The sequence below is a fragment of the Marinomonas shanghaiensis genome, from assembly GCF_003259175.1.
Taxonomy (GTDB): Bacteria; Pseudomonadota; Gammaproteobacteria; order Pseudomonadales; family Marinomonadaceae; genus Marinomonas; species Marinomonas shanghaiensis.
The window spans coordinates 118,747-137,901 of the sequence record NZ_QGOK01000012.1 but is presented as its reverse complement, the minus strand read 5'-3'; the positions used below and the strand labels follow the sequence as shown (position 1 = coordinate 137,901).

Annotated in this window: 14 protein-coding genes; 2 read left to right on the top strand and 12 right to left on the bottom strand. The window is 44.5% G+C overall.

The features are described 5' to 3' along the window. Positions 1–40: 40 nt before the first annotated feature. The 5 genes from DKT73_RS11020 to DKT73_RS10995 form a co-directional block, all read right to left on the bottom strand. Positions 41–913, bottom strand: coding sequence for a restriction endonuclease (locus tag DKT73_RS11020; protein WP_198666593.1), 873 nt, complete (start codon positions 911–913; stop codon positions 41–43). Between the two features lie 35 nt (positions 914–948). Beyond that, a complete protein-coding gene (locus tag DKT73_RS11015; protein ID WP_111638603.1) occupies positions 949–1,890 on the bottom strand; it encodes a hypothetical protein in 942 nt (313 codons plus the stop codon). A gap of 1,668 nt (positions 1,891–3,558) precedes the next feature. Then, on the bottom strand, positions 3,559–4,197 hold the full coding sequence (locus DKT73_RS11005) for an RluA family pseudouridine synthase (protein WP_111638601.1): 639 nt from the start codon (positions 4,195–4,197) through the stop codon (positions 3,559–3,561). Positions 4,198–4,215: 18 nt separating this feature from the next. Then, on the bottom strand, positions 4,216–7,044 hold the full coding sequence (rapA, locus tag DKT73_RS11000) for an RNA polymerase-associated protein RapA (protein ID WP_111638600.1): 2,829 nt from the start codon (positions 7,042–7,044) through the stop codon (positions 4,216–4,218). Positions 7,045–7,046: 2 nt separating this feature from the next. After that, positions 7,047–7,664: a YigZ family protein gene (locus DKT73_RS10995; protein WP_111638599.1), complete on the bottom strand. Its 618-nt coding sequence runs from the start codon at positions 7,662–7,664 to the stop codon at positions 7,047–7,049. A gap of 139 nt (positions 7,665–7,803) precedes the next feature. On the opposite strand from DKT73_RS10995, the gene rmuC reads away from it, so the two are divergent. Further along, complete coding sequence (gene rmuC, locus DKT73_RS10990) at positions 7,804–9,117, top strand: DNA recombination protein RmuC (RefSeq protein WP_111638598.1); 1,314 nt, start codon at positions 7,804–7,806, stop codon at positions 9,115–9,117. A gap of 220 nt (positions 9,118–9,337) precedes the next feature. Here rmuC and DKT73_RS10985 read toward each other — a convergent pair whose 3' ends face one another. The 5 genes from DKT73_RS10985 to DKT73_RS10965 all read right to left on the bottom strand — a co-directional run bounded on the left by DKT73_RS10985 (position 9,338) and on the right by DKT73_RS10965 (position 14,853). Next, entirely contained in the window at positions 9,338–10,504 is a 1,167-nt protein-coding gene (locus tag DKT73_RS10985) for a cation diffusion facilitator family transporter (protein ID WP_111638597.1), read from the bottom strand. A gap of 299 nt (positions 10,505–10,803) precedes the next feature. Next, positions 10,804–11,700 (bottom strand): recombination-associated protein RdgC, encoded by an 897-nt coding sequence (locus DKT73_RS10980; protein WP_111638596.1) that lies wholly within the window; start codon positions 11,698–11,700, stop codon positions 10,804–10,806. A 2-nt stretch (positions 11,701–11,702) separates the two neighbouring features. After that, complete coding sequence (locus DKT73_RS10975; protein ID WP_111638641.1) at positions 11,703–12,281, bottom strand: thymidine kinase; 579 nt, start codon at positions 12,279–12,281, stop codon at positions 11,703–11,705. A gap of 97 nt (positions 12,282–12,378) precedes the next feature. Then, positions 12,379–12,708 carry a LexA regulated protein gene (gene ybfE / locus DKT73_RS10970; protein WP_111638595.1) on the bottom strand — a complete coding sequence of 110 codons (330 nt, stop codon included), beginning with the start codon at positions 12,706–12,708 and terminating at the stop codon, positions 12,379–12,381. Positions 12,709–12,804: 96 nt separating this feature from the next. Beyond that, positions 12,805–14,853 carry a carboxy terminal-processing peptidase gene (locus DKT73_RS10965; RefSeq protein ID WP_198666592.1) on the bottom strand — a complete coding sequence of 683 codons (2,049 nt, stop codon included), beginning with the start codon at positions 14,851–14,853 and terminating at the stop codon, positions 12,805–12,807. Between the two features lie 124 nt (positions 14,854–14,977). Here DKT73_RS10965 and DKT73_RS10960 point away from each other — a divergent pair, with 124 nt between their 5' ends. Next, positions 14,978–16,276, top strand: coding sequence for a M18 family aminopeptidase (locus tag DKT73_RS10960; protein ID WP_111638593.1), 1,299 nt, complete (start codon positions 14,978–14,980; stop codon positions 16,274–16,276). 68 nt (positions 16,277–16,344) lie between these two features. Here DKT73_RS10960 and DKT73_RS10955 read toward each other — a convergent pair whose 3' ends face one another. Continuing rightward, positions 16,345–17,670, bottom strand: coding sequence for a TolC family outer membrane protein (locus DKT73_RS10955; protein ID WP_111638592.1), 1,326 nt, complete (start codon positions 17,668–17,670; stop codon positions 16,345–16,347). A 195-nt stretch (positions 17,671–17,865) separates the two neighbouring features. Further along, positions 17,866–19,092, bottom strand: a complete 1,227-nt coding sequence (locus DKT73_RS10950) for a hypothetical protein (protein WP_111638591.1) — start codon at positions 19,090–19,092, stop codon at positions 17,866–17,868. Positions 19,093–19,155: the final 63 nt, after the last annotated feature.

Genomic DNA, 19,155 nt, shown 5'->3' with positions numbered 1-19,155 from the left:
ATAACGTCGCAATCACGCGCTTGTCGCGTGCATTGCCTTGTTATCTTTTCTCGCCGTCGTCTGTTTTTATGACGCCATTCTTGAATATTGAAGTCTTTGCTCCTCGCTGCAGATACTCTATGACCCCTACCAACTCTTTCGACAGATCTATTTCTATTGGTTGATCATGAGGCTTGCCTATCTCATACACTAACCTAAAAGCGCGCATCTTGAGGCGAAGGCCGTTGTAGAGAAGATACGCTTCTTCGAACTCGGCTAGATCTTCAAACTCGCCATGATCCAAGTCACCCTTTGGGCCGAGACGGCTTGTCATCTCGTGAAGCGAGTACTTCTGACTGCGAGCGGCGTCTTCGATGACAATTTCATCGGTACGGCCGGTCATGTTAAGCGCTTTCGACACATCGATGTTGGTATTTTGTTTGACCCAATCGCCATCTATAGTCGGCGCAAAATTCTTTATCCTAGCGGCTGCCTGTATATGCATGTTTATACGCACCGTCCTAATAAGGGGTGTTCCGTCCAAGCTTGTCCAGTCGGATTCGTTCTGCTCCCTGACGATTAGAAGGTCTATTCTATTTTGTCGAGCTTTCTGTATAGCGCCTGATTGATAGCCTCTCTTTGTAGCAAAAAGCGCCCGGAGATCTGGAAAATCTCTAATTTTACCTATTAGGGCATCAATCTTTTCAACGCTAACCGTGGACTTGTAATCCTTGCACTCAATCACCGTTTTATATGTCACGCCAGCCAGCTCGTACTCCCAATACAAGTCAAACTCACGTGCCACTCCGCAGTTATCGATCAACTTCTTGTTTCTCTCGACCTGAATGTTTTTCTGTGCGGTTATATCTTCCGCACGCAAGAGTGCCTCATGAAGTCGTCCAACAAATTCTTCGTATGCTCTACCGTCTTTCATCAGGTCTCCGTAATGGTTTGACATCAAGATAACGTTTACGGCTGGGGCGAGGTACGAGTCCCAAGCCCGTTCTTGTTAGAAAGCTCGAGCAACAAGCTTTCTGCAAATGATTTTGATTGAAGAAAACACTCTGAGAAATCGTCTGGTAAAACTCGAACACGCTCACCAATATCTTCTTTACAGGATGTTTCAGATTTATACTTTTCGTCAACAATACCATTTCTATGCGCTATGACATTCCTAAGTTTGTAAAGCTGATAAAATCCAGAGCTTCTTAACTTTTGAGTAGAATTAACATCACGTCCGAATATATTAGAGTATGCAGCTAACATGGCACTCAAATTACTGCATGGATTAATATCCAAAGCTATATCACCTAATTTATCATAAAGATGAAAGTCATGGCTTTTAAGGTGTTCAAATGATATTTGCTTTTTGTTCCAATATGGTGAGGTATCTGGACTCTCAAAAAAAGAAATAGCCTTCTCTAAATCGGAGTTCAACGTAACTTTAATAGCATCTCGAATAAGGCTTTCAGTAGCGCTCCAGACAATAACAACACTTTGCCTAAGAGTCGCGAGGTTTGATCCGCTTATAACAGGGTCGTTTGCAAACTGTTCGAGTATTGATATTGTTTTTTCTATAAGATCATCACCCAACTCTTCATTTTCTATCGCACTTTTTGTCTTCAGCGATGCCTCATTATTGATACGATGTTTGTCTTCTGAATAGCCATGCTCAAGGCCATCAGCATATGCCAACATTAGGTTTCTATCATGAAGTCTATTTGCACTTTCCAGTATTTGACCATGCAGTGTTAGCTTAAAAGAGGATCGAACCACAGAGATTACTTCTTCCATATTCGAAATATAAGCAGAAAACACATCTGCAATCTCGTGGTTTTTCAATTGGTCAAGATCAAAGTCTTCAAAAGAATGCTCTTTCTTAACTTTTAAGTAAAAATTGCTTTGCTTCATGATTTATTTCTAACATTTTAATAGTGCGCATGCGCATCTACACTGTTTTTAATTTCCATATAAATCCTTATAAAAAACTGATTCTATGGCACTTTTTAATCTTTCCCACAGGCTGGTTAGTTGGAAATCCGAGCGTGCGGGTTTACACATTTATTCACAGCCTGTTATTTCGTCTGCCAATATTCTTATCCATTGATACTAAAGGTCTTTCTGGATTGCTGCCAGTGCAAACGGGTTAAATTATGATTATTATTTACACAAACCAAGCGAAAAATTGGCAATCGTAAAAACAGACTGTATATCTGTATAGTTTCTTATTTTAGCGATTCAGAAGGCACAAGCGACGTGTAGATGGATTCAGCGGATTATGAAAGCTTCGCTTCCATCGTCAGATTACGCCTCGTTCCTCGTCTCATCTGACCTACGGTCTTTGGTTCCCATCACTGAATTCACTATGCAGGCAGTTCGGCGCGACGAGAATTTTATCAGGACACACATGTTAAAAACCTTGTAAATACTGACTTTCTAAAGTGCGTGTCTTATGAACGGTCGATTTTTCCCACAGGCTGGTTAGTTGGAAATCCGAGCGTGCGGGTTTACACATTTATTCACAGCCTGTTATTTCGTCTGCCAATATTCTTATCCATTGATACTAAAGGTCTTTCTGGATTGCTGCCAGTTCAAACAGGCAAAATTATGATTATTTATTACACAAACCAAGCGAAAAATTGGCAATCGTAAAAATAGACTGTCTATCTGTCTATCTGTCTATCTGTCTATCTGTCTATCTGTCTATCTGTCTATCTGTCTATCTGTCTATCTGTCTATCTGTCTATCTGTCTATCTGTCTATCTGTCTATCTGTCTATCTGTCTATCTGTCTATCTGTCTATCTGTCTATCTGTCTATCTGTCTATCTGTCTATCTGTCTATCTGTCTATCTGTCTATCTGTCTATCTGTCTATCTGTCTATCTGTCTATCTGTCTATCTGTCTATCTGTCTATCTGTCTATCTGTCTATCTGTCTATCTGTCTATCTGTCTATCTGTCTATCTGTCTATCTGTCTATCTGTCTATCTGTCTATCTGTCTATCTGTCTATCTGTCTATCTGTCTATCTGTCTATCTGTCTATCTGTCTATCTGTCTATCTGTCTATCTGTCTATCTGTCTATCTGTCTATCTGTCTATCTGTCTATCTGTCTATCTGTCTATCTGTCTATCTGTCTATCTGTCTATCTGTCTATCTGTCTATCTGTCTAACTGTCTATCTGTCTATCTGTCTATCTGTCTATCTGTCTATCTGTCTATCTGTCTATCTGTCTATCTGTCTATCTGTCTATCTGTCTAGTTTCTTATTTTAGCGATTCAAAAGGCACAAGCGACGTGTAGATAGATTCTGCGGATTATGGAAGCTTCGCTTCCATCGTCAGATTACGCCTCGTTCCTCGTCTCATCAGACCTACGGTCTTCGGTTTCCATCACTGAATTCACTATGCAGTCAGTTCGGCGCGACGAAGTTGCGCGACTTTATGGCGTTTCACTAAAGATAATTTTAAACAGGATGAATGATACGTTTGGGCTGAAAGTCCGATAAAAAAGTTACCCGCCCAGCGGGGCGGAATAAAGATTGGGAATACAAAGTGTTTGAATGGAACTTAAAGAAAAGAACTAAAAAGGACAAGCCGCGACAAAAGCAATCCATGCTTTGGTAAACGGATGCCTGAACTCGAGCCGATAGGCGTGCAGTAGCAAGCGAGGGTCGTGTTGATATTCTGGATCGTAGAATTCGTCACCAATGATCGAGTGTCCTAGGCTTTGCATGTGGACGCGGAGTTGGTGGGAACGACCAGTAAAGGGCACGAGTCGAACACGGGTGGTGTTGTCTTCGTAAGTTATTTTTTCCCAGTAAGTGACGGAATCTTTGCTCCATTCGTCGGTGCAGATGATTTGTCTTGGTCGGTTGGGCCAGTCACAGCGAAGGGGTTTCCGTACTTCGCCTTTTTCACCCAAAAGATGACCGCGCAGTAAAGCGCGGTATTCTTTTTGCACTTCTCGTTCACGAAAATGCGCGTACATGCGTTTCTGACATTCGTGGGTTTTCGCCACGAGGATTAAGCCTGAGGTGGCTTCATCCAAGCGGTGAATTGCAAAGGCTTGACCAAATAAACATTCTGCTCGATGCAAGATAGAATCGAGCTTATCTGCGCCACGTCCGGGCACAGATAAGCAGTTAGCAGGTTTGTTTATCACAGCAAACCATTCGTCTTCGTATATTATCTCTAAGCGAGATGGCTCTAAACTCGGCATGACATCCTGCACAGGACGTTATTCCGGTTTCGTTGTTAAGATGATACGAATGGCATCCAAGCGGATTTGGTGTTCGTCGATGCGAGTCAAACCTTCTTGCATGTTGATTTCAAGCCGTTCGATGTCTTCGTCACGAATGGTGTCGTTGAAGGCTTTTAATTCCACTAGACGTTCGATTTCATTCTGGCAGCGATGCTGGTAAGACGTTTTTGCGGCCTGAACGATAGGGCGTGCTTGGTCTTGGGCGTTTAGCTGGTGAGCTTGCAGCACTTCGATCAAGGTTTTGCGTAAGGCCGCTACCCATTGTTCAGCAACGCGATTTGGTACGCCTTTCAGTTTTTCTGCCCACTTGTCGGCGGTAAATTGCTGATGGAGGAATTTGCCGTTTGAGTCAGACAATTGCCACATGGGGGTCATTGGCAGAGATTGCGCCAATTTCAAACGTGGGTGTGCCGTCGCTTCGATGACAAACATACTTTCCACCAACACGGTGCCTTCAGGCAATGCAGCGATTGGCAAGATAGCCGAAGTAAGCTTGCCTGAGTCAAAGCCTTGAACTTCGTCCATCAGCATGGTGATTAACGGGTGTTCCCAGGTGGCGAAGGCTACGTCTTCACGTTGGCTGGCTTGGCGGCGATCAAGCATGAGCATTTTGCCTTCTTCTTCGATGCCTGGAAGGGCTTCGAGCATCATGTCGGTAGAAGGGCGGATGAACCAAGCCGCGCGATCTGGATCGTCATTAATGCAATCTGCGTAGATGTTGAAGGCGTGAGTCACTTGCTCAATATAATGATGCAGACCTTTTGTGGCTTGATGGTTAATCTGATCAATCAATGCACGAGCTTGTTCAGGACGGCATGAGCTCATTTCCAGTAGGCGGTTACGGCCTTCTTCCATCTGCTTGAGTAACGCTTCATGATAGATATTCGCTTCTTTTAGCAGATCTGTGTCGTCGTCTTGGCCATGTAAGTAGGCGTGTAAGCTGTCGCCAAAGGCTTCTTCGACTTTATCGCCAGAGCCTGTAGTGCGACAAAAGGCATTAAGAGCGTGGTGATACCAGTGGAACAGGCGTTCTTGTACGCTTTGCTTAATGTAGGGCACATGAATTTGTACGTCGTTTAATTGTCCTAGACGATCAAGACGACCAATGCGTTGCTCTAGCAAGTCTGGGTGTTCTGGCAGGTCATACATGACGATGTGGTGGCTGAACTGGAAGTTACGGCCTTCACTGCCGATCTCTGAACACACGAGGATTTGTGCTCCGTCTTCGTCGGCAAAGTAAGCCGCTGCACGGTCACGGTGAATCAATGGCATTTGTTCGTGGAAATCGGCGCTTTGGAAGCCTGCAAAAGTCAGCTGGTCATTGAGCCATTGTGCCATGTCCGCGGTATGACAAATGACGAGAACCTTGTCTGCCTGGCATTCGAGGAATTCTTTTAACCATACCCAACGTGGATCTTTTTCCCACAGGCCATCAGCCACTTCTGTTTCTGGCTGTACATGGTGGTTAGCCGATGCAAAGTGTTCGTTATTCTCCAGTGGATAAGAATGCAGGTAACGATCAGGAAAGCCTCCTACCGCTGCGCGGGTGTTGCGGAACATCTCACGGCCTGTGCCATGGCGGTCGATTAACCAGCTGATGGCTTCTTTTGCGGCTTGGGTTTGCTCAGCACCGGTTTTGGTGGTGAGTGTCTGGAACCATTCTTTGGCGCTTACTTCTTTTAGGTAGGTGCCAAAAGCAGCCTGCCAATCCAGTGCTTCTGGTGCGCTGTTTTCTTGGCTAAAAGGCAGCAATGCTTCGGCCAATTCAGCGGCTTGTTTAAAGGCTTGCTGTTGTGCTTGATAATGCTCGAAGTCATGATAATGATCGGCATCCAAGAGCTGTAAGCGAGAGAAATGCTCGCGTTCACCGGTTTGCTCTGGTGTTGCGCTCAACAGTAACAGAGATTCTGTTTTCGCGGCTAAGCGAGCCACAACTTGATAGCCAATGCTAGGTGTTTCTGGATGCCAAGCAAGGTGATGTGCTTCATCGACAATGACCATATCCCATTCTGCATCGAGCATGTGCTGAGTGGCTTTCGGATGTTGGCTCGCCCAATCGATTGGCGAGATAACGAAAGGCTGCTGTTCGAATGGGTTGTCGTCACCTTCCATGAAGTCTTCGTACACAGATTCATTAATCAGTGAGAAAGGCTGGTGGAAACGGCGTAGCATCTCAACCAACCATTGATGTTGCAGATTGGTTGGTGTCAGTATCAGCACGCGTTTGCAAAGGCCATTTAGTAGGCGTTGATGCAAGATTAAGCCAGCTTCTAGGGTTTTCCCCATGCCCACTTCGTCACATAAAAGCGCGCGCGCTTTTGGGCGATTGGCGATGTCATGTGCCAGATAAATCTGGTGTGGCAAGAGTTCGGCTTTTAAGCCCATCAAACCACGTACTGGCGAGGCGGCGTTGGCTGCTTGGTGCTCAAGGGTATGACGACGTAGGTCAAACCACATGCGACGAGCAGGCGACAATGCCAATAACGAATCGAGCTCGTTTTTGTCGTTACGTGGAAACTGAATAACCGACTCTTCTAACCAATCGTCGTCTTCGCTGATACGGTATTCGATCAGGTCGTTAATTTCTTCTACTTCCAATACGGTAAAGGTTTCATCTTGGAAGTGCAGTTGATCGCCGACAGTGAGAGTGCGTCGAACAAGACTGGTCTGGTCATTTGAGTATTGACGATCTGCTTCCGCGTCAGGGAAGTGCAAGGTAAAAGACTTGTTCTGTGTGTCTACTATCATGCCTACGCCGAGATCAGGCTCGTTGCGGCTACTCCATCTTTGTCCAGTTTGGTACATAGTTATGCGTTGTCCGGTTCAATTAAAGTTAAACTGCCTTGGCATAAATCCGTCAATGTGACTTTATGCTCAGGCCAAGTACGTTCAATAACAGCAAGGTCAATCACGATGCTGTCACTGTAGGTTTTGTTGGTGATTTCTATATCGCTCTGTTCTAGCCAATATTCAACCTTACCTAATAAAGGGTAGGCGATTTTTAACTGGATGGGGCGGCGTGGGTACACATTTTCATATTCTGTTTGCGAAAGCGCTTCTTGCACGGCTTGGCTATATGCCCTAACTAAGCCGCCAGCACCGAGTTTTACCCCACCAAAAAAGCGTGTCACCACCACAGTGGTTTCGCCAAAATTGGAATGCTGCAACACATTGAGCATGGGTTTTCCTGCCGTGCCTTTGGGTTCGCCATCGTCACTTTGGTCCCACAAATGCGCGTTATTCGGCATGCCAGCAATAAACGCCCAACAATGATGGTTTGCATCAGGGAAACGCTGACGGGTCTCTTCGATAAAAGCCTTGGCCGCGTCACGACCGTTCGTCCGACAAACCGTCGTAATGAATTGACTGTTTTTTATTTCTAGATCAAAGCGTTGCGTGTGTGTTGGGCTTAGGTAGTAATCCATGTAAACTTATCGAAACCTTAGCATGACCGCTGTGCGCGCCAATACAGTGTTAAAAATAGACTCGTTTTGCCTTTGTTCGCGACGTCATGTAAAGACCTCACTTTGTTAAAAAACCTTTTATTAGCGAGTTTTAATTCATATGACAGATTGGCTTTCGCAATCAGTTTGGGTGTTATCGGGCTTTTGTATCGGCGCGATTCTTCTATCTGGTATTGCTGGCGCTATTGTACAGGCTATGCGCCGCCAGTGGCAGATCACACACGAAAAAATGCAGCAACAAAATGAAGAATTACAGCGTCTTTTGCAGCAATCGAAAGATCAGATTCATTATTTGGAAAAAGAGTCCCTAACGTTGGAGCAACAATTTGCCGCCGCGCAAAGTGTGTGGCAGGAAAAAGAAGCCTTTTATCGCGAGCAAAAAAAGCAAAATACGATTGAATTTAAGCAAATGGCCCATGACATCATGAGTCAGCAAGGCCAACAATTGGCGAAAGAAAATGAGCGTCAGCTAGGCTCCTTGCTAACGCCACTGGGTTCGCAAATCCAAAAGTTTCAGGAAAGTGTGGAAAAGAGTTATCAAGAAGAAGCTCGCGAGCGTTTTTCTCTGGTGAAAGAAATAAAAGGGTTGCAGCTACTGAATCAGAAAATCAGCGACGATGCGGTGAGTCTGACCCATGCTTTAAAGGGGCAAAATAAACTGCAGGGCGGTTGGGGCGAGGTGATTTTAGAGCGAATATTAGAACGCTCAGGACTAGAAAAGGGCCGTGAGTATGAGACGCAAGCTTCTTATCAAACAGCGGAAGGTCGACGTTTGCAGCCGGATGTGGTGATTCATTTACCGGAAGGTAAGCAAGTAATTGTTGACTCAAAGATGGTGTTGATCAGTTACTTGGCTTATATGGAAGCAGAGACAGAAGAAGATAAAAACCGTGCATTGAAACAGCATCTAGACGCTGTACGTCGTCATATGAAAGAGTTAAGCGCCAAGTCGTATCATGATTTGCCCGGCGTGACGTCGTTGGATTTTGTGTTGTTGTTTATTCCCATTGAAGCCGCTTTTGGTTTGGCCTTACAAGGCGATAATGGTTTGTTCAGCGAAGCGTTTGAGCACAATATCATTATCGTCGGCCCGTCTAATTTATTGGCAACCCTACGCACCATTCAAAATATTTGGCGCAATGAAAAACAGAGTCAAAATGCCATTGAGATTGCCCGCCAAGCGGGGGCCATGTACGATAAATTTTCGAGCTTTGTTCAAGATATGGATGACATCGGCAGCAAATTGGATGCGGTCAGCCGAACGCACGATGCCGCCTTGAAAAAACTTACGGCAGGGCGAGGAAATCTCGTCGCCAGAGCGGAAAAACTTAAATTAATGGGCGCGAAGACCAGTAAGGCGCTGCCAGTGGAGTATCTCAATGACGATGTTTTTACCGACGAACCGAACGAGTAATTGAATTTTTTCGTGTTTCATCACTCGTCGTTTTTGGCGTAAATTGTAGGTCGTGCCTTTAGGCCGACAAAAAAGCCCTCAACACAAAAACAAAACCTTCTTCACGAGAAATGACGTTTTGTCGTACTAAAGCGCGCCCCAAAAAGCTCATAACGACATTTTAGGCCTTGTCGGGATAAATCCCGACCTACAAAAAAACATAGCTGATTAATTTTCTTAATTATTCTGGGAAAACCCAAAGCACAGTGGCCTTATTTATGTAGTTGGTGGTTTGCAGTTCCTGAAGAATTCTAGTGGTCAGTTTTTGCAAGTCTGTGCCTTCTGGAATCTTGGCTGAATTGGCGATGATTTCCAAATCAAGACGATTGTCTAGGTAGTGCAATCGAGTGTTAGGGATGTCCACATAGGCGGTATGTTGGCGCAGCAAAAAGCCCAAATCGGCCAGTATCTGATGTCGTGCAGGCAGTTTTAAATGCGGTGGCTTACCGGATTCATGGAGGAAGCTTTCCGTTTGGATCTTGTCGTCTGTGTCAATATGTACCATGACATCTTGTACTTGCGGGTGGGCTTTTTTGATGGTGTAGGCAACCAGATCCCCAAGGTAATGGCCTTCACTGACGCTGGCATGGCTTGGTACATGGATGTGCATATCTAGGTAGATTTTCCCTGCCATGGATCTTGCTCTGACATCATGAGGCGCCATGACATGCTTTAGGCCATTAGCAGTGTCTTTGATTTGTGCAATCAGCTTTGGATCAGGGGCCGTGTCCACGAGCTCCGCTAAGTTTTCCCAGACCATGATGATGGCCATTTTACCGATCAGAAGGGCAACCACAATCGACGCTACTCTATCGGCCCAGCCGTAGCCAAAATACACACCGATTAAACCAATAAGCACGGCGACAGAGGACAGTGCATCGCTGCGGCTATGCCATGCGTTGGCGACCAGCATTTTGCTACCAATTTCATCGCCGGCTTTTTTGGTGTAATGAAAGATGGCTTCTTTGATGACAATGGTTGCGATCAGGGCGGCAAGACCATACCAAGTTAATTGCGCTTGGGAAGCCGATGCCGTAATGGATTCGTAGGCGATACCAAGCGCGACAATAATCAAAACCATGCCAAGAAAGACGGTGGTGAGTGTTTCAAAACGCAGGTGGCCATAAGGGTGATTTTCATCAGGCCCTTGACGAGAGTTTGCAGAAGCAAAGTAGACAAAGACATCGGTGACTAAGTCGGATAAAGAGTGAATACCATCCGCGATTAAGGCTTGTGATTGAGAAAAATACCCAGCTACTATTTTGGCTAGGCCGAGTAGGGCGTCCCACACGGCGCCGACAAGGGTAACTCTTATGGCTATGTCTTGTTCTTGCTGTTGTTTTGTCATGAGGCTTTTTGACCTGTTGGAAAGATTGAAATACTAGGCTGGCTTAACATAATGCATCTTAGCCAATTTGTCTTACGTTTCGATTAAGCGGTTAAGCTTAAGTGGGAATTAATCTTAGATTTAAGTGATATTTTTATTGATTTTTTCTTTGCTAATAAGAACAAATTATGTGTGTTCAAATTGGTGCATTTTGAGGCTTTATGGCAAGAACGCCTTGTAGCCTAGCTTACCCAATGTTCTCCCCAACCTTATCCACGATATCTGTGGAAAAGGTTGGCGAGCAAAGAAAGTACGGGGTTTTAGTTGATTTCAAACCACAAACAGTAAGAGGTGAAAAACTCTCTCATGGTCAATGACATTAGAGAAAAGTTGGCGTCCATATCGGATAAACCACCACCTTGTGAATCATTAAAAGCCGCTTCTTTTAAGGCATCGTCAAATTTGATTTTACGCAATGTCAGATCATCATGGAGAACGAAACTGAGTTTGTCGGTCCAACGAAGCCCTAGGTTTTTAACCGCCATGCCTTGTTGTAAGTGGCGAGTCACATCTTCAGACAATGGCTCTAAAGACTTAAATCGAATGGTGGCTTTGTCTTCAGACGAATCTTGTATCTCACACTCGTCACCGGTTTCTAGGCTGGCTGGGACTTCATTTTTGACTAACCAATCTGTCATTAATGACGAGGGCGACACTTGCGCCTGTAGAGGTGTCATGGGGAAGCTGCCAAGCGTGGTTTGTAAATGTTTAAAAAGCAGCTCTGTCATGCTGGCGTTGGTGCTGTTGAGAACCAGAATTTTGGCTTGTAGATCAATATATGCCCAAATATCGGTGCGTTTTGAAAACGCTTTTGGACGAAGCGTGAAAACCAGCTCGTCTTTCATGTCGGATTTTTCTTTACGACCGACTTTACGACCTTCAATTAATTCGATCTCAGCCACTTTGGCTTCCAGTTCTTCACGAACCACGGCAGACGGTAAGACCTTTTCTTCTTTGCCTGCGCGGAACAGCAAACAACGGTCACTGGCAAGACTCCATTGCTCGCTGTTGCGGATAAGCGGTAACCAGCCGAAAGAGAACTCTTCCTGAGAGCCACATTCTTTTAATGGGAACTCGGGGATCTTATCGATCAATTCATTCGTATCTAGTGATTCGGTGTCTTTTAATTGGAAAATTTGGGCGTTCTTGAACCACATAATTAGTCTCTCACGGCTTCTTTAAAGTGTTTTCGGCAAACGGACAAGTAACGGTCATTGCCGCCGATTTCTACTTGTGCGCCTTCTTTAACAGGGATTCCTTGTGCATTGAGTCGAATCACCATGGTGGCTTTGCTACCACAATGACACACAGTTTTTAATTCAATGAGTTTGTCTGACCAAGCGAGTAATGACTTACTGCCTTCAAATAGCTCGCCTTGGAAATCGGTTCGAATGCCAAACGCCAAAACAGGAATGCGTAAGGTATCGACGATCTCAGTAAGGTCGTACACTTGTTCTTTGGTTAAAAACTGCGCTTCATCAATCAATATGCAGCTTAATGGCTGACTTTGGTGTTCTTCTTTCACTAGCGCTAGGAGGTTAGTGCCATTGTCAAATACGCTGGCATTGGCCGATATGCCAATACGAGAGGCGATTTGTCCTGTTTCAAATCGGTCGTCTATTGAGGCTGTAAGGAGTAAAACTCGCATGCCCCGCTCTCGATAATTGTGAGCGGATTGCAATAGAACGGTGGATTTGCCAGCGTTCATTGCCGAGTAGTAAAAGTACAGTTTAGCCATATCAGGTCTGTTTGTTAGGTCATTGGTGAATTTGGCCAACTAGTATAGCAAATCACTATTGTGAATGAGAGCGCTTTGTAAGAAGACTGTGACTGTCTTATTCTGCACTTGTTGTCGTGCTCACGGGTTTCGCAGATTTTTTAGGCGATTTAATGGCTTTTGATTTGGCAAGGCTTTTATTGATTTGTAAGGTTAGCCATTCGGCACGTTTGATCCCATTCAGTTCACATAGCTCATCTAATTTATCAATAATGTCTTGTTCAACAATCAATTCTAATCGTTTTAATCCCTGAGCTTTCTCTTTTTCTCGCTGAGCACGTTTGTTCAGCTTGAGCTGGTCTTTTCGGGTCAGAGGTTGCGTTCGAGGGCGGCCTGGAGACTTGCCAAATAAGTCGATAGTGTTCCGATCGGAAGACGCTTTTGCCATGATTGATGTAATTCGTATTAATGTGGAAGGGGGATTTTATATAAAAAAAGCCAGCAACAAAACGCGATTTTCGCATTTTGTTGCTGGCTTTGTTATTTACTTTTGTGCGGTTTGTTTATCGGCTTGCTGTTGTGCCACTTGGTTGGTAGCAATGAAGTCCAACAGTATTTCAGAAGCCTCTTTTGCATAGGTGTCTTCTTCGATTGGTACTATGTCTTCAACCGATGTGAGCAGTTCTAAGCCAAGTGCTTTGCGACGCGTATTTTCTCGTTCAAGTTCTCTTTTTTTGCCTTCTTCTCGTTGCTGTATTCGAGTGCTCTCTTTTAAAGATACGGTTTTATAGCTTTCTGCTAGGGATTTAAATTCACTGATTTGATCGTTTATTGCCACAAAGTTAGGATCTTTTGCCATTCTGGCTTCGTGGCGTGGTTCTAAAATAGGCAAGTAAGCTGGTATGTTCCAATACACAGGGTAACGAGTTTCATGAATTTTGTCCCATGGCAGTGGGTTGTCTAGAGCGCTTTCACCTATGGTGTCTTTATCGATAAGAGAAGGGAAAGGAATGTCAGGCATTACGCCTTTATGTTGAGTGCTTTCACCAGACACGCGGTAAAACTTCGCTTGTGTGATTTTTAGCTGGCCTTTATCCAGTTCTTGCAATACTTGTACTGTGCCTTTACCAAAAGTTTGGTCGCCAAGAATGAGGGCGCGTCCGTAGTCTTGTAGTGCACCGGCAACGATCTCTGATGCAGAGGCGCTCATACGGTTCACTAAAACCGCCATCGGCCCACTGTAAGCAATCGCTGTGTCAGTATCTCCTAAAGGCGTAACACGCCCGCTTTGATCCCGTATTTGTACTGTTGGACCGGAGGGAATAAACAGTCCGGTTAAGGCGTTGGCTTCCTGCAAAGAGCCGCCGCCATTGTTTCTTAGATCCAGAATCAGTGCAGAAATGCCTTCTTCACGTAATTCATCAATCAATTGCTTGGTGTCTCTGGTAGAGCTTTTGTAGTTTTTGTCGCCAGCTTGAATCGCGGCGAAGTCAGAATAAAAGGTAGGCAGGGTAATAACGCCCACTTTGTATTTTTCACCGTCACGCTCAATTTCGACAATTTCTTTTTTAGCAGATTGGTCTTCTAGTTTCACTTTTTTGCGAACAATGCTGATGCGTTTGCTGGTTTGAGTGTCACCTTTGCTTGGCGTCACTTCCAAGATAACCGTTGTGTCTCTTTCGCCACGAATCATATCCACTACGTCGTCAAGGCGCATTCCCACGACATCTATCATGGGTTTTCCCTCTTGTCCAACGGCAATAATGCGGTCGTTAGGGGATAAATCGCTTTGTGTCGCTGCTGGTCCACCAGGAACAAGGCGCACGACTTTAGTGTAGTCATCGTCCATTTGTAAGACAGCACCAATGCCTTCTAAAGACAAGCTCATGTTGATGTTAAAGGTTTCGGAAGCACGTGGGGCAAAGTAGTTGCTATGAGGGTCAAGTGCCGCAGTGATTGAGTTTGCGAAAATTTGGTAAACGTCAGTGGCATTGGTTTGATCCACTTGTTTGAGCTGATTTTTATAGCGACGTTCGATGGTGGAAATGATCTTTTCTTCATTTTCGCCATTTAGTTTGAGCGTCAGGGCGCGGTTTTTAAGACGTTTACGCCAGTAATCGTCTAACTCGGCTTGAGTGGTTGCCCATTTTTGCGCTTCTGGGTCGACATTGAGTGACTCATCGACCTCGTAATCAAAGCTCTTTACTATGTTTGGTAAATTCTTTTGGATATGATCGAGTCTAGTCTCCAAACGTTTCAGATAGAGGTTGTAGATTGTGTAGGCAACTTGCGTATCACCATTTCTAAGTGCATCGTCGAAGCTATAGCGGTATTGAGATAGCTCATCGATATCGCTTTGTAAAAAGAAGCTCTTACTCGGATCTAGGGCGTCAATATAGTAGTCGAACGCTTTGGCTGAAATGGCATCGTCAATGTGAGGTCTGTTATAATGTATGCCCTCTATCATTTCAACGAGTTCTTTGGAGACTTTGTCGTATTCATGAGGAGGTTGTAGCTCCTGATAAGCCGACGCCGATGTTGATGCAAAGGTGTAGCCGATTAGAAGGCAAAGCAAAAGGCGTTTATAGTTCATCCGGTATGGGCTCTCTCTGTCTGTTTTATACGTCACTGGTAAAATCATATTAGACACTGAGCTGTAAGGCTAGTCTAAGTATTAAAAAGTCACTTTTTTAAAGCAATTGTGCTTATAGGATATTATGGAATTTTCAAATTTTAATGACGCTTTATTGTCATTTCTTAGATCTTCTCCCACTCCTTTTCATGCGACAGATAGTATGCGTAATGCCTTGTTAGAAGAAGGCTTCGTTGAGTTGTTGGAAGAAGACAACTGGGTCATCGAAGAGGGCGGGCGATATTTTGTAACGCGCAATGGTTCTTCTCTCATTGCGTTTACGACACCACAGCTTAGTTTTAGTCAAAATGGTTGGCGCATGATAGGTGCTCATACCGATAGCCCATGTTTAAAGCTGAAGCCTAACGCACAGGTAGATCGTTTTGGTTATCATCAGCTGGGGGTTGAAGTTTATGGTGGTGTTTTGCTTCATACTTGGTTGGATCGTGATTTATCGATTGCGGGACGTGTCACCCTAAAAACGCAGAACGGTGAGATTGTCAGTCGTTTGGTGGATTTCAAAGACCCGATTGCGGTTGTTCCGAATCTGGCCATTCATTTGAATCGTCAAGCGAATGAAGGTTTCTCTGTTAATCCTCAAGAAGAAATTTTGCCGATTTTATGTGGCGCAGAAAATGAATTCGATTTGCATACCTTGTTAAAATCTCAGTTGCAAAAGCAACATGCTAATTTGGAAATTGATGCGATTTTGGATTTCGAATTAAGCTTGTATGATACCCAGCCTGCGGCTTTGGTAGGCTTGCACAAAGAGTATATTTGTTCTGCAAGATTGGATAACTTACTGAGCTGTTATGTCGGCCTGCAAGCGTTACTGAGCTCGGGCTTACAGCGCCCAAGTCTGTTAATTTGTACGGATCATGAGGAGATTGGCAGCTTGTCAGCATGCGGTGCCAATGGCCCGTTCCTAGACGATGTTCTACGTCGTTTAACACCTAATCCAGAGCTGTATGTGCAAGCTATTCAGCGTTCTATGTTGGTGTCTGCCGATAATGCGCATGGTTTACATCCTAACTATGCACACAAACACGACAAGAATCATGCGCCAGCCATTAACAAAGGCGCTGTGATTAAAGTTAATGCCAATCAACGCTATGCAACCAACAGTGAAACAGCCAGTATTTATCGTGATATTGCTGCGGAAGAAAACTATGAGGTTCAGTGTTTTGTTGTGCGCAGTGATATGGCGTGTGGCAGCACGATCGGACCTATTACCTCGGGTGAAATTGGTGTTCCAACAATTGATATTGGATTACCCACCTTTGGTATGCATTCGATTCGTGAATTAGCGGGGAGTCGTGATGCGTATGGTTTGTACAAAGTATTAACGCGATTCACGCAGCGAGAAAAGTTAATCACTCGTTAATATCCGTCGTGATAGGCAAATAAAAAAGCCGCATTTTTTTGCGGCTTTTCTTTGCCATGTCCGTAACATTAGTTTTTAGCGATTAACCACTTGTCTAACTCTTTGATCTTATCTTCAGTAAGATCTCCTGTTGCTTCGAGTAGACTGAGTTTTTTTACCACAAAATTATAACGGTACTGTTCATAGGTGTTTTGAGCATTGAACAGGTTAGATTGTGCGTCAAGCAACTCAACAAGGTTTCGTGTACCAACATCGTAACCTGCCGTCGTGGCTTCAAGTGCACTCGTACGCGAGCGAATTAACTGCTGTTGTGCTTCGATTTGAGCAACCGCTGTTTGCAGCTCAAGGTAAAGGCTACGAATATTCAGCTCAATGGTTTGCAATGAGCTGGCTCTTTGCTCTGTTGACGATTCTGCTTGCGCAACGGCTTGTCTTACTGAGGCATCAATAGCGCCACCTTGGTAAAGCGGGATGCTTACACCTAGACCAATCGAAGAAGTGTTGGTGGCACCGTCTTGCATTGAGGTTGGAGCACTGCTGTAGTTATTGTCAGAGCGTGATAGTGAGCCAGTAATCGAGACTGTTGGGGTGCGACCATTGGCTTTCTGGATGTTAACGTTGTTCTCAGCACTGGCAACAGAGAGGTTTAAAATGCGCAGCTCTTTGTTGTCACGGTGTGCTTTTGCGATCAAAGAATCCACTGTCATAGTCGGGTCAAGACGAATAGGGTAATCTTTTGACAGTTGAGGAATGCTTTGAATTTCTCGACCGGTTCTTTGGTAAAGTGCTTTTTGTGCATAAGACACATCAGAACGAGCACTTAGCTCTGTTACCCGAACAGAGTCGTATTCCGCTTGAGCATCTTGTAAGTCGGTAATAGAGGCCAATCCTACTTCGTATTGCTTCTTGGCGCGGTCTAGTTGGCTTGCGGTGCTTTTCACGAGAGCTTCAGTTGTTTGCAACGTTGACTGTGCGATGAGCAGATTGAAGTATTCTGTTAATGTCGTTAACGCTAAATCTTCTTCGGTGTTATCAAAGCTAATGCCAGCACTTTCGTAGCTGAGCTCAACCGCATCTACCGCGTAACCCAGAGCGGGTGAATAGATAGGGTAGTTCATGTCTAATGATATGCCATTACTTTGGTTACTGTAATCGCTTGAAGGGCCGTCTATTTTACTGTAACCAAGATTGCCGCTAAAACTGATGTTAGGGTACAGGTTACCCTTGGTGACAGTAACGCTTTCATTTTCAGCGCGGTAAGTCGCGGCGGCTGCTCTTAAGCCAGGATCGTGTTGCTTAGCGAGCTTGTATACTTCGTAAATGCTTTCTGCATGAGCAGTCGTACTACTTAGGACGGCTGCAGCGATGAGTGATGATATAATATGCTTTTTCATAGATCTCTGTGGGCTCGTAGTATGAAATATAGTTATAATACTACCTCAAGTTTTTCACTTGTGGCAGTGCCATTCTCGCTATATCTATTATGACTATTGACCATATCATAACGAAATATTTTAAATAGGCCTTCAATGTGGAAAATTGATGCAAGAGCCGAGGGTTTTCGGCTCAATACGGGCGCTTGGTTACCATTAATTTTTTAATTCGATTTTATACGTTACGGTTTTTTTCGAGTGGGCTTTTATTTTTCCCTTAATAATAAGGCTGCTTGCCGTCAATTTTGTCGCTTCATCGCCTTCCAATACTTCAATAATGCCATTGATGTTTTGCTCTATCGCATAGTCTTGATCTTGGTTTGATAGGTTATCAATCGTGGCCTGCCAAGTTTGCGAAGCGGGCAGCTTTTGCGAAGAGGCACTTATTAAGGTGAGAGATCCTGTTATGTCTTGGCTTTTATTCGTAACAACGTTAATAGGGTAGTTCGCTCTTACCGTATTTAAAAAGACGGTATTGCTTGGGATCAGTAAATTTCCACGTTTTTGGAAGGTTCGGTATTCACCAGGCAGCCCGTCATTTTTGAATGAGAAGCTTAAATTGTTATAAAAATTTAGCTCAATGTTACCTGAACTGTTTTCATGGGTGTAAAGGCTGGCTGTGTGGGTTTGTTTTTCTACTTTACTGGTGCTGCTTGGTAAAGGAATAAGGGCATTTGAATACGGGGCCATTTGAATGGCTTTGTTGCCAAGAGGATAACTTATTTCATTGTCTTGGTAGTCCATTGAGGATTGATCCGCGCTCATGGCCAAGGCGTTTCGTTCTGCTTTGAATAAACGGTTTGGCGCATTTCTCGCGTAATGAAGGAGGCTATCTTGCAGCGTGATTGTCTCGCTTGACTGGTTATGTAAGAGTGCTTGCTGGGAAACGCTTACGTTGTTACCTTCAAAAATGAGGCTAAGTTGAGGGGTCCAAGACAGCTGATTGGTCTGATAGCTAACCTGTAAATCCGTCTTTGCTGAAGGAGTAGAGTCCACTTTCTCTAGTGGAATGAGATAGAAATCGTCCAGTGGCAGAGTGGTGGGTCGCTCATCGATCAAGATTAAAAAAGTACGCTTGTCTTGCTCAATTCGAGTCAGCATCCCAGTGTAGCTTAAGTCTCTTTGTTTGTGTTCCACTCTTACTTTTTGACCAATTTCATCGAACCACTGGGAATCAAGATTGTTTTGTAAGTGAGTGATGGGAGGGAAGTTTTGCTGTAATGGCAGCAACGTACCTGGATTTGGCTGAAAGCTTAACTGTGAACTGTTTTCTACGATTTGACTGTTATCCAGTCCAATCACGGCATTGATGGGGGAAGCAAACGTCAGTGGTGCGACTGTGCTTAACAGAATACCAACGCAGAAATAAGCGGATTGTTTCATAATAGCGTCCTTCTTGCTTGTTAATGTGTACGACAATTGACCTGGCACTCATTGCGACTGTGG

Coding starts and splice junctions, on each gene's coding strand:
- DKT73_RS11020 (WP_198666593.1), bottom strand. CDS start 913: ATGAAAGACGGTAGAGCATACGAAGAATTTGTTGGACGACTTCATGAG.
- DKT73_RS11015 (WP_111638603.1), bottom strand. CDS start 1,890: ATGAAGCAAAGCAATTTTTACTTAAAAGTTAAGAAAGAGCATTCTTTT.
- DKT73_RS11005 (WP_111638601.1), bottom strand. CDS start 4,197: ATGCCGAGTTTAGAGCCATCTCGCTTAGAGATAATATACGAAGACGAA.
- rapA (WP_111638600.1), bottom strand. CDS start 7,044: ATGTACCAAACTGGACAAAGATGGAGTAGCCGCAACGAGCCTGATCTC.
- DKT73_RS10995 (WP_111638599.1), bottom strand. CDS start 7,664: ATGGATTACTACCTAAGCCCAACACACACGCAACGCTTTGATCTAGAA.
- rmuC (WP_111638598.1), top strand. CDS start 7,804: ATGACAGATTGGCTTTCGCAATCAGTTTGGGTGTTATCGGGCTTTTGT.
- DKT73_RS10985 (WP_111638597.1), bottom strand. CDS start 10,504: ATGACAAAACAACAGCAAGAACAAGACATAGCCATAAGAGTTACCCTT.
- DKT73_RS10980 (WP_111638596.1), bottom strand. CDS start 11,700: ATGTGGTTCAAGAACGCCCAAATTTTCCAATTAAAAGACACCGAATCA.
- DKT73_RS10975 (WP_111638641.1), bottom strand. CDS start 12,281: ATGGCTAAACTGTACTTTTACTACTCGGCAATGAACGCTGGCAAATCC.
- ybfE (WP_111638595.1), bottom strand. CDS start 12,708: ATGGCAAAAGCGTCTTCCGATCGGAACACTATCGACTTATTTGGCAAG.
- DKT73_RS10965 (WP_198666592.1), bottom strand. CDS start 14,853: ATGAACTATAAACGCCTTTTGCTTTGCCTTCTAATCGGCTACACCTTT.
- DKT73_RS10960 (WP_111638593.1), top strand. CDS start 14,978: ATGGAATTTTCAAATTTTAATGACGCTTTATTGTCATTTCTTAGATCT.
- DKT73_RS10955 (WP_111638592.1), bottom strand. CDS start 17,670: ATGAAAAAGCATATTATATCATCACTCATCGCTGCAGCCGTCCTAAGT.
- DKT73_RS10950 (WP_111638591.1), bottom strand. CDS start 19,092: ATGAAACAATCCGCTTATTTCTGCGTTGGTATTCTGTTAAGCACAGTC.